This window comes from Alishewanella aestuarii B11, assembly GCF_000280055.1.
GTDB classification, from domain to species: domain Bacteria; phylum Pseudomonadota; class Gammaproteobacteria; order Enterobacterales; family Alteromonadaceae; genus Alishewanella; species Alishewanella aestuarii.
Map to the genome: position 1 here is coordinate 1 of NZ_ALAB01000015.1, position 14213 is coordinate 14213.

A 14213-nucleotide genomic window follows, 5' to 3' on the forward strand; every position below is an offset into this window, starting at 1 on the left:
AGATACCGTCCGGAGTGTAAGGACTAAAGTCGCGGAAATCATTAGGGTCAGCGGGGGCGCGCCCCGCATTAATAAGACCGGATATAGTGCCGCAGCCCATCCAAACTCAGCACACGTTAAAAACCCTTGCAAAGGAGGCGTTCATATAGTGCTGTGGATAAACTGGTCGGAGTGGTACCGGAGTGCTGAGGATAAATCAGGCCTGAGTGGCGATCAGGCTGGTACGTCGGCTGCCAAGGGTGTCGGGAATTTTCCCAAGCTGGCAAGCCGCCTGACTAACATTAAGCCCCTGCGCCTGACAACGCTCAGTCAGCAGCGGTAAAAATTTTTCTGCTTGTTGTAGTGCGGCGGGCTGGTCAGTATAAAACTGTAACTGCAGATCCTGCGCCGCCAGCTTAGCCACTACCAGTAATTGGCCATAGTGCCCCAAATCAAACTTCATCGTCAGTTGCCAGTGTTTTTGTTTGCCAGCGCCGTTCTTCTCTTTCGCTTCCCGTTGTTCCAGTAAGATCTCGCTGATCCGGCTTTCCTGCTGTTGCTGCAATGCCAGTGGAATAAACCACTGTTGTTGCAGCTGTGGCAGATCGGCATTTTGTAACTGCGATAACTGCAGCAAGCTACTGTGACTGCCCAGTGCCCGCAGCAGCTGACTGGCTTGCTGACTATCCAACTGACCGATCTGCTGCGCCATAGTCTGAGTGGCACTATTGCTGCGGGCTGCTTGCGCTGACGGTTGTCGCAACAAATGCCCCAGCAATAGCTGAATGGCAATAGCCAGGGTACCGGCGCCGGTACTGGTGTTGGGCTGCAATTGCAGCGGTTGAAATTGCAGCACCGCCTGTAACTGCTGCTGCACTTCCGCGACAGTTAAAACGCGTTGCCCATCCGGTTGTGCTTGCCTGATCTGTTGTAGCAGGGCAACGACAGCCGGCGGCATCTCCGGCAGTGCTGCCAGCCGCGCCGGGCTGCTGCTAAGTAAAGGTAACAGTTGCCGCCAACCCTGCTCGGCGACGGCAGTGCTGTTATTCAGATTTACCGCTGTCGGGCGCTCTGTGGCAGAGGTTTGCCATGGCAAGGGCTTTAGCAAGTCTTTCTGACTTAACTGCAGTTGCTGCTCGGCGGCAATCGGCAGAATACTCAGGCTGCCGGCCGGGCTTTTGCTCGCGGCAGTATTATTGGTTAACTGGTTTAACAGTTGTAGTGTGACGGTCTGCGGCGTAGTCGTGATGCCTGCAAGTAGTTTAAATGGCTCGCCGGCCAGTTGTGGCGGTGCTTCACCACGACTAAGCTGCTGTTGTAATAACGCCAGCTGTTTTGGGTCCTGTAATAGGCGCAGCTGTGCGCTGCTAAGCGGTACCTCTGTTGCGACACCTGCCAGCACTTTAACTTGTAGCTGCACCCCACCATCGGCCAGCGGTTGCATTTGCAGCACTAACGGAACACCGCTGGGGATGGCTGGGAGTTGTTGCAGTGGCAGACGCACCGGGCCTTGCGTAGTTTGGATCAATAATTCCGGCCCTTGCTTGGCGTTTATTTGTAAACGGGCGAAATAATCGGCGCCAGCCTGCAGTTTGGCGCTGCTTAACTCAACTTTTACGCCACTGAGTTGTTGCAGGGCCTGATCCAGGTTCAGGGGTTTCATCGTGCTCTCCTGACTCGTCGCTGTTGACCATTGTTTCATTAGCGGCAGTTTGTCTGCAACTAAGCTTTGTAGCAAGGTCGGATCTTTTAGCGCACTGAGCGGTAAAGTTAAACTTTTTGCGGGTTGTTCGGGTTGAATGCTTAGCTCCCCGCTGGCATTCAGGTTCAGCAGCAACGGAATTTTTGCCGCCAGCAGCGTACTGAGGGCAGACGTCAGAACCGGGCTACCGGCCAGGCTGGGTGTTTCGCCGCGGTTAAGTTGTTGGGTAAGCAGGGCCAGCGCCTTGGGATCTTGTAACACAGCAACTTGGGCCGGGGTAAGAGGCACCGTGACGCTGGCTGCTGACAGGTTCAGATTTAGCTGTAGCGATGTTCTCTGGCTTAAGCTGACACTCACTGTAAGGGGCTGAGTCAGCGGCAGTGCTGGTAAATGATGCAGTGGCAAGCGCAGTTCACGCCCGCCAACTTGCAGGCGTAGCACGGGGTCAGCATCTTGTAGCAATTGCGCCGGGTAGGGCGTATTCAGTGACAGTTGGGGTTTTTGTGGCGACGGCGGCAACGGTGCCCCAACGGATAATGGCTGTAGTGGATCCATCAACCACATATCCCGGTAAGCCGAATGCAGCGGCGCCATAACTTTCCAGACCTGAGCTTGGCTTTCACCAAAAGTGCTACGGCTGAACTGGTCAGACCGGTACCGGAGTGCTGTGGATAAGTTGCGTGGAAGATACTGATCTGGATCATGGCTAAGTACCGGTTCTGATTCGTATTCGCCGCCTGTTGTGCTACTATGCGCGCAATTTTTTGCAGAGTCGATAGTTAAGGCCAGTGGATCTTACTCAGTCAACTTTAAATCACACCCCAGCCGCGCTGCTCAGTGCCAGCGGGCTTAGCTGTGTCAAGCAGGACAGGGTGCTATTCGAGCAATTATCGCTCAGTGTCAGCGCCGGGCAGCTATTACAAATCAAAGGCAAAAATGGCGCCGGCAAAAGCAGCTTATTACGTATTCTGGCCGGCTTGGCCAGACCAGAAGAAGGCGAGCTGTATTATCAGGGGCGTCCGCTATCTGACGTCAGTGCCGATTACGCGGCTAACCTGTGCTTTATTGGTCATCACAGTGGTATTCACGAGCAACTAACTGCACTGGAAAATTTACGCTTCTGGCGTGCGGCAACTGATCTGAAGCCGGCCGATGATCTGGCGTTGCTGGCCAGTTTAGGGCTGGCAGGCTTAGAGGATATTCCGTGCCGGATGTTATCGGCCGGACAGCAGCGCCGGGTATCACTTGCCCGGCTTTGGGCCAGCCGGGCACAGCTTTGGATCCTGGATGAGCCTTTCACCGCGCTGGATCAAACGGCCATCGGCACCTTGCAACAGCACTTTATCGCCCATTTAGAGCAGGGCGGCGCCATTATTCTGACCACCCATCAGCCGCTTAGCCTGCAGTATGCCGGGCTCTTTGCCCTGGAGATCCACTACCGATGGTAAGCTACGGCGTCTTTTTACAACGCGAACTGCGGCTACTGGCCCGGCAAAAGTCTGATTGGCTCAATCCGGTACTGTTTTTTATCATAGTGTTGACCCTGTTCCCGATAGGTGTTGGCCCGGAGCCCAATATGCTGCGTATAATGGCACCGGGGATAGTCTGGATCGCGGCACTGCTTAGTGTGTTACTCGCTGCCGAGCGGCTGTTTAAGGATGACTACCGTAACGGGGTGATAGAGCAACTGGTGGCAGCCCGGCACGCATTACAGCCCTTTGTACTGGCGAAAATCAGTGCTAACTGGCTAAGCACCGGCTTGCCGCTGGTACTGTTGTCACCGCTGGTGGCGCTGTTGTTTAATCTGGAGCTGCCGGCATTGCAGGCGATGGCGTTAACTCTGCTGCTTGGCACCCCGGTGCTGAGTTTATTGAGCGTGTTAGGCGCGGCCATTACGGTTTCTGCCGATAAGGGTGGGATTTTACTGGCACTGCTGATTCTGCCGCTGTATATTCCGCTGCTAATTTTTGCCAGTGCGGCGATTGAAGCTGCCAGCATGGGATTAGCATATCAGGGACAGTTGGCAATTTTACTGGCAATCGTATTGTTTGCGCTGGCACTGGTGCCGATGGCAGTGTGCAGTGCGCTTAAGATAAATGTGAGCTGATATGTTTAAGTGGTTACATCCGCTGGCCAAGCCAGAAACCCTTTATCATTTTTGCGGTAAACTTTCGCCCTGGTTAATGGCTGCCGCACTCTTTACGCTGCTGCTTGGTAATATCTGGGGCCTTGGCTTTACGCCAACCGATTACCAGCAAGGTGACAGCTACCGTATTATCCATATCCATGTGCCGTCGGCCATTATGTCGATGGGGGCCTATATGGCGATGGCGATCGCTGCTTTTACTGCTCTGGTTTGGCAAATTAAAACCGCACAATGGGCGGTGCTGGCAATAGCGCCTATTGGCGCGGTGTACACCGCCATTGCTCTGCTGACCGGTATGGCCTGGGGTGAACCGATGTGGGGCGCCTGGTGGGTATGGGATGCACGCTTAACATCACAGCTCATCCTGTTATTTTTATATTTTGGAGTAATGGCATTACATGGTGCCTTCTCTGACCGGCAAACCGGGGCTAAGGTAGCCAGTTTACTTGCAGTAATTGGTACCATTAATCTGCCCATTATTCACTTTTCAGTTGAATGGTGGAATACCTTGCATCAGGGTGCAACTATCACCAAATTTGCCAAGCCGTCGATTGATCCCAGTATGTTATGGCCATTATTAATGAGTTTACTGGCCTTTAAGCTAGTGATGTTATGGTTAACCTGTGTAAGGTTGCGTACTGCCATTCTGGAAAACGAGCAGCACAGGCCCTGGGTAAAACAACTGGTGGGTAAAGTATGATGCACAGTCTTGTTGAATTCGCACTGGTTTTTAGTGCCGCTGCAGAGATCCCGCAGAAACTTTTTGGTCTTTTTCCGTTCTATTTCGCCAGCTTTAGCGATTTTCTACAAATGGCGAGTAATGGTGTCAGTTATGCCTTTTATGTTTGGCTGGCCTATGCGTTAACCTATCTTTTGCTAATTGGGTTAATCATCTGGAGTTATTTTAATCATCGGCAATTTAAACAGCAGCTCGAAGCAAAATTGGCACGCGAGCAACGTGTTAAGCAGTATCAGGAGCAACAGACCTAATGCAATCAAGACGTCAGAAACGCCTGTTTTCCATCATCCTGGTGATTGGCCTGATGGCCGGTGCCGTTGGCGCCATGCTATATGCGCTGAGTCAGAATATTAATTTGTTCTATACCCCGGGCCAGTTGGTTAGTGGCACAGGCCCAAATAAAGTGAAGCCCGAGGTAGGGCAAAGGTTGCGTCTGGGTGGCATGGTAGTGCCGGGCACGGTACAGCGTGATGAAACCAGTTTACGGGTGCGTTTTGATTTAACCGATGATAGCGGTGAAATCGCGACCATTGAGTATGACGGTATTCTGCCGGATCTGTTTCGCGAAGGGCAGGGCATAGTCGCGCAGGGCATATTGAAAGCCCCAACGCTACTGGTTGCCTCGGAAGTATTAGCTAAGCATGACGAAGAATATATGCCGCCGGAAGTGGCCGAAGCGGTAAAAGGCATCCGCCATGTGCCACCCAGCCAGTGGCAGCAGAATCCACCGCAAAACCCGCAGCAAAATAATAGTAGCAGTACTGGCAACTACGGAGGCTAGGCGATGATCCCTGAATTTGGTCAGCTGACGCTGACATTCGCCTTTGCGCTGTCGGTACTGCTGGGTGTTATTCCACTGATTGGCAGCTATACCGCCAATGAGCGGGCACTGCTGGTGGCTAAACCTTTATCGGTAGGCTTGTTTGTATTTACGCTGTTGGCCTTTCTGGCGTTAAGTTGGGCCTTCTACCACGATGATTTTACCGTCATTAATGTCGCTTCCAACTCCAGCTCAATTTTGCCCTGGTATTTTAAGCTAACGGCAACCTGGGGTTCGCACGAAGGCTCGATGCTGCTATGGGTGATGATCCTGGCCGCCTGGACCGCCTTGGTGGCGCAGTATTCCAAAGGTCTGCCATTGCTGATGCAGGGACGGATCCTCGGCATTATGGGGCTTATTAACGTTGGTTTTATTGCCTTCTCGTTGTTTATGTCCAACCCCTTTGAGCGCAGCCTGCCGTTTTATCCGGTAGAAGGCAGCGATCTTAACCCCTTGCTGCAAGACTACGGCATGATTATCCATCCGCCGTTGCTGTATATGGGCTATGTTGGATTTGCGGTGTCCTTTGCTTTTGCCATTGCGGCGCTGCTCGGTGGCAAGTTCGATAGTACCTGGGCACGCTGGGCAAGGCCCTGGACCCTGGCGGCCTGGTTGTTTTTAACCCTGGGCATTATGCTGGGTAGCTGGTGGGCTTATAAAGAGCTGGGTTGGGGCGGTTGGTGGTTCTGGGATCCGGTTGAAAATGCCTCCTTTATGCCCTGGCTCGTCGGTACTGCCCTCATTCACAGTCTGGCGGTGACCGAAAAGCGCGGCACCTTTAAATCCTGGACCGTACTTTTAGCACTGGGTGCCTTTTCGCTAAGCTTAATGGGCGCTTTTTTAGTGCGTTCCGGCGTCTTGGTGTCGGTGCATTCCTTTGCTGCCGATCCGGAACGCGGAGTGTTTTTACTGATTTTCCTGCTATTGGTGATTGGCGGCTCGCTGCTGCTGTACGCCAGCCGAATGCATTCAGTGCGCAGCCAGGCCCGTTATGAGCTGTTCTCGCGCGAAGTGATGCTGTGGGGGAATAACGTCTTTCTGCTCACCGCTACCCTGGTGGTGTTGCTGGGTACCCTGTTTCCGCTGGTACATAAAGAACTGGGTCTGGGCTCAATTTCGATTGGTGAGCCGTTTTTTAACCAGATGTTCTACTATCTGAATATTCCTTTCGCACTGTTACTGGGCTTAGGTCCCTGGGTGCGCTGGAAGCAGCAAAAAGCAGCACCGCTGTTAAAGCCGTTATCGCTGGTGGCTATTTTTGCGCTGATACTGGCGCTGGGTACTATGGCCGCCACCCAAAGCATCGCCGCTAATCTGGCGCTACTTGGTTTGTTGCTGGGTGCCTGGGTTGGTGTATCGGCCTTGTTTGAAATTTATCAGCGTTTACAACAGTTTGGCTCAGTAACTGCCGGTGTAGCTAAATTACAGGCATCGCATTACGGCATGACAGTGGCGCATATCGGTTTTGCGGTAATGATCGTCGGTATTGCTATGACGCTGACGTACAGCGAAGAGCGTGATGTGCGGATGGCAATTGGCGATCGGGTAGTACTGGCCGGCTATGAGTTTGAATTACAGGATGTGTATAAACTAAATGGCCCTAACTACGGCGGCGAAGCGGCCGAGCTCGATGTTCGCACCGTTGATGGGCGCTATGTTACCCACTTACATGCCGAGAAGCGCGAGTACAACATTCAGCGCATGGTGATGACCGAAGCGGCTATCCATGCCCGCTTAAGCCGCGATCTTTATGTGTCGTTGGGCGAAGCGCTACCGGGAAATGCCTGGGCGATTCGGGTTTACGTAAAACCCTTTGTGCGCTGGATCTGGCTTGGCGGCCTGTTAATGGCTATCGGTGCCCTGATTTCGTTATTGGATAAACGCTACCGCCGTACCGGCACCCAAGCGGGAGCCCAACATGCGTAAAGTCCTGTTTTATATTCCGTTACTGGCGTTTCTGGGTTTGTCGTTGTTTTTGCTCAGCGGCTTATTTTCTGATCCGCGCGAGCGTGACTCTGCCATTATTGGCAAGCCGCTGCCGCAATTTGCCCTACCGGACTTGATGAGCCCAGAGCAAATCTGGACGCCAGAGAACCTGAAAGGCGAGGCTTACCTGCTAAATGTTTGGGGGATCTGGTGCCCAACCTGTAATGCTGAGCTCGGTTATATGAGCCAGCTGCGCAACGAGCAGGGGGTGCGGATTATTGGCTTGTACTATGTATTGCCGGAAGATCCGATGTTCGGTGAAGTGTTCGACTTAGCCAAACTGCAAGCCGATGTGCAAAGCCGCTTGCAGGCCTTTGGTGACCCCTATCAGTTCAATATTCTGGATCGCCAGCGTCGCTTGTCGCTGGATTTGGGCGTCAGCGGTGCTCCGGAGCATTTTATTGTCGATGCCAACGGCATAGTGCGGGCGCATCATATCGGTGATATCAACCCGCAGGTGTGGCGCAGTAAGCTGGCACCAATTTATCAGCAATGGGCGGCCAAACCATGATAAGACTCGTAATGGTGTTATGCCTGCTGGCGGCAGCACAGCTGCACGCCAGCACCAGTCAGGAGCTGTTGCAGTTTGAGTCTGAGCAGCAACGGCGTCTGTATGCGCAGTTAACGGCCGAGCTACGTTGCCCGCAATGTCAGAATCAGAATATCGCCGACTCCAATGCCGTGGTCGCGGTCGATATGCGCGAAAAAACCCATGAACTGGTGTTACAGGGCTATAGCCGGCAGCAGGTACTGGATTTTATGATCGACCGCTATGGCAACTTTGTGCATTATCAGCCGCCGGTCAATTCGATCACCATTTGGTTGTGGCTATTACCTGTACTGGTGCTGGTTAGCTTGTTGCTGTTTCAACTGCGCCGCCGTGCGCTACAACGCAATATGCAGGGCGCTGAACAGCCCTGCGAGGAGACAGCGCCAGCAAGCCAGCAACAGGCCGCGCTGGATCAGCAACTGGACCAAATTATTGAACGCTACCGGAGTACCAAACCATGATGTGGCAGCTATTCGCCGGCGCACTCGCCATGTTGGCGTTAAGTGCCATTTTTATTTGCTGGCCCCGCCGTGCCAGCGCTCAGAATAATCAGACTCCGGCGCAGTTATTCGAAGAACGCCTGCAATTATTGGCCTTGGCCCGGGATGCCGGTGAGCTGGCAGAGCAGGATTTCAGCACCGCTGCGGCCGAGTTAAAACAGCAGTTTTTGGAGCAGGAACAGCAGGCGATACGCTATCAGCAGCCGCGGCATAAGGCCATGTTTCATCTGACGCTGGTGCTGTTAACGGCTGTAATTGTCGGGCTGACCTATAGTCAGAATGGCCACTACCGCCAGCTTGGCGACTGGGAATATGCACAGCAAAATTTACCGGCCTTTGGTCAGCGCGCGTTGCTGGGGGAGGGCGAACCTATGGGTGAGCGTGATATGCAGTTATTCTCGCTGGCGCTGCGCACCAAGCTGGCAAAAGAGGGGGATGATGCCATTGCCTGGATGCTGCTGGGTCGGGTGTGGATGACACTTGGCATGCTGGAGGAAGCGGTAGAGTCGTTTGAGCGCTCGTTAAAGCTGATGCCGGAGCGTACGCCGGTGTTGATTAGTTACAGTCAGGCCCTGATTATGCTGGGTGGCGATTTGAATCTGGCCAAAGCCGGCCAGAGTGTCGCCAAGGTATTAATGCGCGAGCCGGAAAACATCGATGCTATTTCGCTGATGGCGTTAATCGCCTATGAGCGCGGTGACAACGAACAAGCGACCGCCGCCTGGCAGTTATTGGCAGACAGGTTAGAGCCGGATGATCCGCGGTTAGTGGTGGTGCAGGAACGTTTGAACGAATTAAAAGCTGCGGCGTCTGAGACATTGGTCAGCAGCTCCGCTGCACAGACCGCTGGCCGTTCAGTAAGCTTGACGTTACAAGTCAGTAATGAGCTCGCCACCGCGCATCCGGACGCCGTACTGTTGGTCTTTGTCAGAGCCGCAGGCGGACCGGCCGTGCCTTTGGCCGCGAAGCGTTTACCGATGCAGGCGGGAGTGCTGAATGTTACCCTGACGGTCGACGATGCGATGCAGCCGGGTTGGGATCTGAATCAGGCTGAACTTATTGAAGTGGTAGCGCGTATGGCAGTGTCAGGTTCAGTGGAGCGCACTGCTCAGGATGTTGAAGTGGTATCAGCGCCGCTGGAGTTTACAGCAACTGATCTTCGTTTAGCCTTAACTCTGGAAGAGTAATATGTTATCTCCGATAAAAAGTGTCGCGCTGTTGCTAACGGCGGTATTGCTAACTGGCTGTGCCAGCTCAAAACAAGCAGAGCAGCAAGCCGCGACAGCTGGAACTGCCGGGCAACAAGCGCCGAAGACTGTCGTGTATGACGATCCGCGTGATCCCTGGGAGCGGGTGAACCGGCCATTATTTGACTTTAACCTCGATGTGCTGGACGAGTATCTGCTGCGCCCGGCAACGGTCGGCTATATGACGATAGTGCCCAAGCCTGCGCGCAAAGGCCTGAAGAATGTGGTCGATAATCTCGGTGAGCCGGCCAGTTTTCTAAACAGCATATTGCAAGCCAAGCCGGAAAAAGCCGCAGTGAGCGCTGGCCGTTTTCTGGTAAACAGCACCGTTGGCATCGTCGGCTTATTTGATGTAGCCAGAAAAATGGGCCTGGAACCGGCCGATGAAGACTTTAACCAGACTCTGGCCGTCTGGGGCGTTGGTGATGGCCCTTATTTAATGGTGCCGGCGCGCGGCCCAACAACAATCCGCGGTACCGCGGGCGGTATTGTTGATAACCTGTATTTCCCGCTGGGCTTGTTAAATACCCCGCTAACCCTGACCCGCGCGGCGATTATGGCGCTGGATGCCCGCGAAGAGCTGATGCAGGTGGAAGACATGCTGAACAACTCGCTTGATCCTTACTCGTTTGTCAAGGAAGCCTACTTCCAGCGCCAACGCTTTAAGATCTACGACGGCAACCCACCGCCACCGGAAGAAACCCTGGATGACGACACCCTCGATTTCCTCGACGAAATCGAATAACTTATCCACAGCACTCCGGTACCGGTCTGACCAGTTTATCCACAGCACTCCGGTACCGCTCTGACCAGCTGGCAAACCTAACCAGGTTAAGAAACAGAGGGACAAAATGATTAAAGTACTAAGCGTGTTCGGTACCCGGCCAGAAGCCATCAAGATGGCGCCGCTGGTTAATCAGTTAAAGCAGGATGCCGCCTTTGATAGCCGGGTCTGCGTCACCGGTCAGCACCGGGAAATGTTGGATCAGGTATTAAAACTCTTTGAGATCAAGCCTGAGTACGATCTTGCTATCATGAAGCCTGGTCAGGACCTGTATGATGTTACGACCAGTATTCTGTTAAATATCAAACCGGTACTGCGTGAGTTCCAGCCGGATATCGTCTTGGTACACGGTGATACCAGTACGACCTTTGCCGCTGCGCTGGCCTGTTATTATGAAAAGATTGCCGTGGGCCACGTTGAGGCAGGCTTACGTACCGGCAATATCTATAGTCCCTGGCCGGAAGAGGCAAACCGTAAATTAACTGGTGCCTTAACCCGGCTCCATTTTGCGCCAACCCAAACTTCCGCGGATAACTTGCTGGCCGAGCGGGTTGCACCTGAGCATATCGTGATCACCGGGAATACAGTTATCGATGCTTTGCTGCAAGTGGTGGCAAAGATTGAAGGCAATGCGGAATTAAATCAGCAATTTGCTGCGCAGTTTCCCTTTGTCCAGCCTGAGCGGCGGATGATTCTGGTTACGGGCCATCGGCGCGAAAGTTTCGGTGGTGGCTTTGAGCAGATCTGTGCTGCCCTGGCTGACATCGCGAAAAGCTTCCCGGACTGCGACATCGTGTACCCGGTGCATTTGAATCCTAATGTAAAGGAGCCGGTCTATCGGCTGCTGAGCGGCGTGTCAAATGTGCATCTGATCCCACCACAGGATTATCTGCCATTCGTTTACCTGATGAACCGCAGCTATCTGGTATTAACCGACTCGGGTGGTATTCAGGAAGAGGCTCCGTCTTTAGGTAAGCCAGTGCTGGTAATGCGCGATACTACAGAGCGGCCGGAAGCCGTTGCCGCCGGTACGGTTAAACTGGTCGGTACCGACAAAGCAAAAATTGTCAGCGAAGTGACGAAATTACTCACCGATAGCAGCTACTACGAGAGTATGAGCTTTGCCCATAACCCCTATGGTGATGGCAACGCCTGTAGCCGCATTTTAGCCAGTTTGAAAACGCTCCGCTAACCCGCCTTCATACCTACAGCACTCCCTTTTGGGAAAACTGTTATCCACAGCACTCCGGTACCGGTAAGACCTCAGAGGTCAGGCCGGTACCGGAGTGCTGTGGATAAGTTGCAGACATCTGGATGGAAATAAGTTATTCCAAAACACGATAATTGCCGCGCTAGCGTTCTGGTAAGCTGCCGCCATTACTTATCCTGATGTTGGAGTTGTTATGGCCACACCTAGCTTGAGCCATCTAAAAGCCCTCGAGAACGAGTCTATTCAAATTTTCCGTGAAGTGGTTGCCGAGTTCGAGAATCCTGTGATGCTGTATTCGGTAGGGAAAGACTCCTCTGTACTACTGCATTTGGCGCGCAAAGCCTTTTACCCCGGTAAAATTCCGTTCCCGCTGTTGCATGTCGATACCACCTGGAAATTCAAAGAGATGATTGCGTTTCGTGACCAGATGGCGAAACAACATGGTTTTGAGCTGCTGGTGCACATCAATCCGGATGGCCTGGCACTGAATGTCGGACCTTTTAGCCATGGCAGTGCCAAGCATACCGATATTATGAAAACCCAGAGCCTGAAACAGGCTCTGGATAAGTATAAGTTCGATGCTGCCTTTGGTGGGGCACGGCGTGATGAAGAAAAATCCCGCGCCAAAGAGCGGGTGTACTCATTCCGTGATCGCAACCATCGCTGGGACCCGAAAAATCAGCGCCCGGAGCTGTGGAACATCTACAATGGCCGGGTCGATAAAGGCGAAAGTATCCGCGTGTTCCCGCTCTCAAACTGGACCGAGCTGGATATTTGGCAATACATCTATCTGGAAAATATCGAAATTCCTAAGTTGTATTTTGCCAAGGAGCGGCCGGTGGTCGAGCGCGACGGCACCCTGATTATGGTGGATGACGAGCGTATGCCGCTTAAAGATGGCGAAGTGCCGCAGCTTAAACAAGTGCGTTTTAGAACCCTGGGCTGTTATCCGCTGACGGGCGCAGTAGAGTCCGCTGCCGCAACGCTGCCGGAGATTATCCAGGAAATGCTGCTGACCAAAACATCCGAACGGCAGGGGCGGGTGATCGATCACGATAGCAGTGGCTCGATGGAAAAGAAAAAAATTGAAGGTTACTTTTAAGGTCAGAGGTTATCGTTATGAGTCATGCATCACCATTAATTGAACAAGATATTCTGGCCTACCTAAAACAACACGAAAACAAGCAGTTACTGCGGTTTATTACCTGTGGCAGTGTTGATGATGGTAAAAGTACCCTGATCGGCCGGCTGTTACACGACAGCAAAATGATCTTTGAAGATCAGCTGGCGGCTATTACCGAAGACAGTAAAAAAGTCGGCACGCAGGGCAATAAAGTTGACCTGGCACTTTTGGTTGATGGTCTGCAATCTGAGCGCGAGCAGGGCATTACCATCGATGTGGCGTATCGCTATTTCTCGACCGATAAGCGCAAATTTATTATTGCTGACACGCCAGGCCACGAGCAGTATACCCGTAATATGGCTACTGGTGCCTCGACCTGTGATCTGGCGATCATCCTGATTGATGCGCGTAAAGGCGTACAAACCCAAACCCGGCGACATAGCTTTATTTGCTCATTGCTGGGCATCAAGCATGTGATCGTAGCCATTAACAAAATGGATCTGGTGGATTATTCGCAAAGTCGCTACAAGGAAATTCAGGAAGATTATTTGCAACTGGCTGGGGCGTTAGATATTCCGGATATCCGCTTTGTGCCGATCTCGGCGCTGGAAGGCGATAATGTGGTGAACACCAGTGAAAAGCTAAGCTGGTTCCGTGGTTCAACCTTGATGCAGTATCTGGAAAACATCGACATCAGTCCGGTCGCCAATGAAGATTTTCGCTTCCCGGTGCAACTGGTAAGCCGGCCAAACTCCGAGTTTCGGGGCTTTCAGGGCACCATTACCTCAGGCAGTATCGCAGTAGGTGACGCGGTGCGGGTATTGCCATCAGGCACAGTCTCTACCGTCAAAGAGATCGTTACTTTCGATGGTAACCTGGTTTCAGCTCACGCTGGCCAGGCTGTCACGCTGACCCTGAATGATGAAGTGGATATTAGCCGCGGCAATATGTTGGTGAAAAAAGATGCCTTGCCGCACGTGTCATCACGCCTGCGCGCCAAACTGATTTGGATGCATGAAAATGCGATGAAGCCAGAGCGGCAGTACTACATTAAATTCGCCTGCAAGACCACATCCGGTGAAGTTGAGAAGTTGCATTACCGTATAGATGTGAACACCCTGGCTGAAAAAACGGCAGAAGTCTTGGCGATGAATGAAATTGGCCTGGTCGATCTGAAGCTGGCCGAGCCAATGCCATTTGATGCCTATAGCAAAAACAAACAAACCGGCGCCTTTATTATCATCGACAGGCTGAGCAACCTGACAGTAGGCGCGGGGATGATCGAAGCCGCGCTGGTGAATCAGCAGCCGACGCAAGCTCCTATCGAGGGATTGTCTGCCTTTGAATATGAGTTAATCCAGTTACTGCGTAAACACTTCCCCCAACTACAAAACCAGTAGTTATCCACAGCACTCCGGTACCGGTCA

Annotated in this window: 14 protein-coding genes; 13 read left to right on the plus strand and 1 reads right to left on the minus strand. The window is 52.8% G+C overall.

Annotation, left to right across the window (positions count from 1 at the left end; all coding sequences use genetic code 11):
* Positions 1-196 precede the first annotated feature (196 nt).
* Positions 197-2275 (minus strand): flagellar hook-length control protein FliK, encoded by a 2079-nt coding sequence (gene fliK / locus AEST_RS06720; RefSeq protein ID WP_008607973.1) that lies wholly within the window; start codon positions 2273-2275, stop codon positions 197-199.
* Between the two features lie 194 nt (positions 2276-2469).
* Here fliK and ccmA point away from each other — a divergent pair, with 194 nt between their 5' ends.
* The 13 genes from ccmA (at position 2470) to cysN (ending at position 14186) form a co-directional block, all read left to right on the plus strand.
* Positions 2470-3129 (plus strand): cytochrome c biogenesis heme-transporting ATPase CcmA, encoded by a 660-nt coding sequence (gene ccmA / locus AEST_RS06725; protein ID WP_008607974.1) that lies wholly within the window; start codon positions 2470-2472, stop codon positions 3127-3129.
* Complete coding sequence (ccmB, locus tag AEST_RS06730; protein ID WP_008607975.1) at positions 3123-3788, plus strand: heme exporter protein CcmB; 666 nt, start codon at positions 3123-3125, stop codon at positions 3786-3788. Before ccmA ends, ccmB begins: the two co-directional genes overlap by 7 nt.
* Before the next feature lies 1 nt (position 3789).
* Complete coding sequence (locus tag AEST_RS06735; RefSeq protein WP_008607977.1) at positions 3790-4527, plus strand: heme ABC transporter permease; 738 nt, start codon at positions 3790-3792, stop codon at positions 4525-4527.
* The gene (gene ccmD / locus AEST_RS06740; protein ID WP_008607979.1) at positions 4524-4817 is read left to right on the plus strand and encodes a heme exporter protein CcmD; all 294 of its coding nucleotides are present in this window, start codon (positions 4524-4526) and stop codon (positions 4815-4817) included. The genes AEST_RS06735 and ccmD overlap by 4 nt, the downstream gene beginning before the upstream one ends.
* A complete protein-coding gene (gene ccmE, locus AEST_RS06745; protein WP_008607980.1) occupies positions 4817-5347 on the plus strand; it encodes a cytochrome c maturation protein CcmE in 531 nt (176 codons plus the stop codon). Before ccmD ends, ccmE begins: the two co-directional genes overlap by 1 nt.
* Before the next feature lie 3 nt (positions 5348-5350).
* On the plus strand, positions 5351-7312 hold the full coding sequence (locus AEST_RS06750) for a heme lyase CcmF/NrfE family subunit (protein ID WP_008607981.1): 1962 nt from the start codon (positions 5351-5353) through the stop codon (positions 7310-7312).
* Positions 7305-7883: a redoxin family protein gene (locus AEST_RS06755; RefSeq protein ID WP_008607982.1), complete on the plus strand. Its 579-nt coding sequence runs from the start codon at positions 7305-7307 to the stop codon at positions 7881-7883. Before AEST_RS06750 ends, AEST_RS06755 begins: the two co-directional genes overlap by 8 nt.
* On the plus strand, positions 7880-8383 hold the full coding sequence (locus AEST_RS06760; protein WP_039925226.1) for a cytochrome c-type biogenesis protein: 504 nt from the start codon (positions 7880-7882) through the stop codon (positions 8381-8383). The genes AEST_RS06755 and AEST_RS06760 overlap by 4 nt, the downstream gene beginning before the upstream one ends.
* Positions 8380-9609 (plus strand): c-type cytochrome biogenesis protein CcmI, encoded by a 1230-nt coding sequence (gene ccmI / locus AEST_RS06765; RefSeq protein ID WP_008607984.1) that lies wholly within the window; start codon positions 8380-8382, stop codon positions 9607-9609. The genes AEST_RS06760 and ccmI overlap by 4 nt, the downstream gene beginning before the upstream one ends.
* Before the next feature lies 1 nt (position 9610).
* The gene (locus tag AEST_RS06770; RefSeq protein WP_008607985.1) at positions 9611-10414 is read left to right on the plus strand and encodes an MlaA family lipoprotein; all 804 of its coding nucleotides are present in this window, start codon (positions 9611-9613) and stop codon (positions 10412-10414) included.
* Between the two features lie 106 nt (positions 10415-10520).
* A complete protein-coding gene (wecB, locus tag AEST_RS06775) occupies positions 10521-11645 on the plus strand; it encodes a non-hydrolyzing UDP-N-acetylglucosamine 2-epimerase (RefSeq protein WP_008607986.1) in 1125 nt (374 codons plus the stop codon).
* Between the two features lie 211 nt (positions 11646-11856).
* Positions 11857-12765: a sulfate adenylyltransferase subunit CysD gene (cysD, locus tag AEST_RS06780; RefSeq protein ID WP_008607987.1), complete on the plus strand. Its 909-nt coding sequence runs from the start codon at positions 11857-11859 to the stop codon at positions 12763-12765.
* Between the two features lie 17 nt (positions 12766-12782).
* Positions 12783-14186 carry a sulfate adenylyltransferase subunit CysN gene (gene cysN, locus AEST_RS06785; RefSeq protein ID WP_008607988.1) on the plus strand — a complete coding sequence of 468 codons (1404 nt, stop codon included), beginning with the start codon at positions 12783-12785 and terminating at the stop codon, positions 14184-14186.
* The last annotated feature ends 27 nt before the right edge of the window (positions 14187-14213 follow it).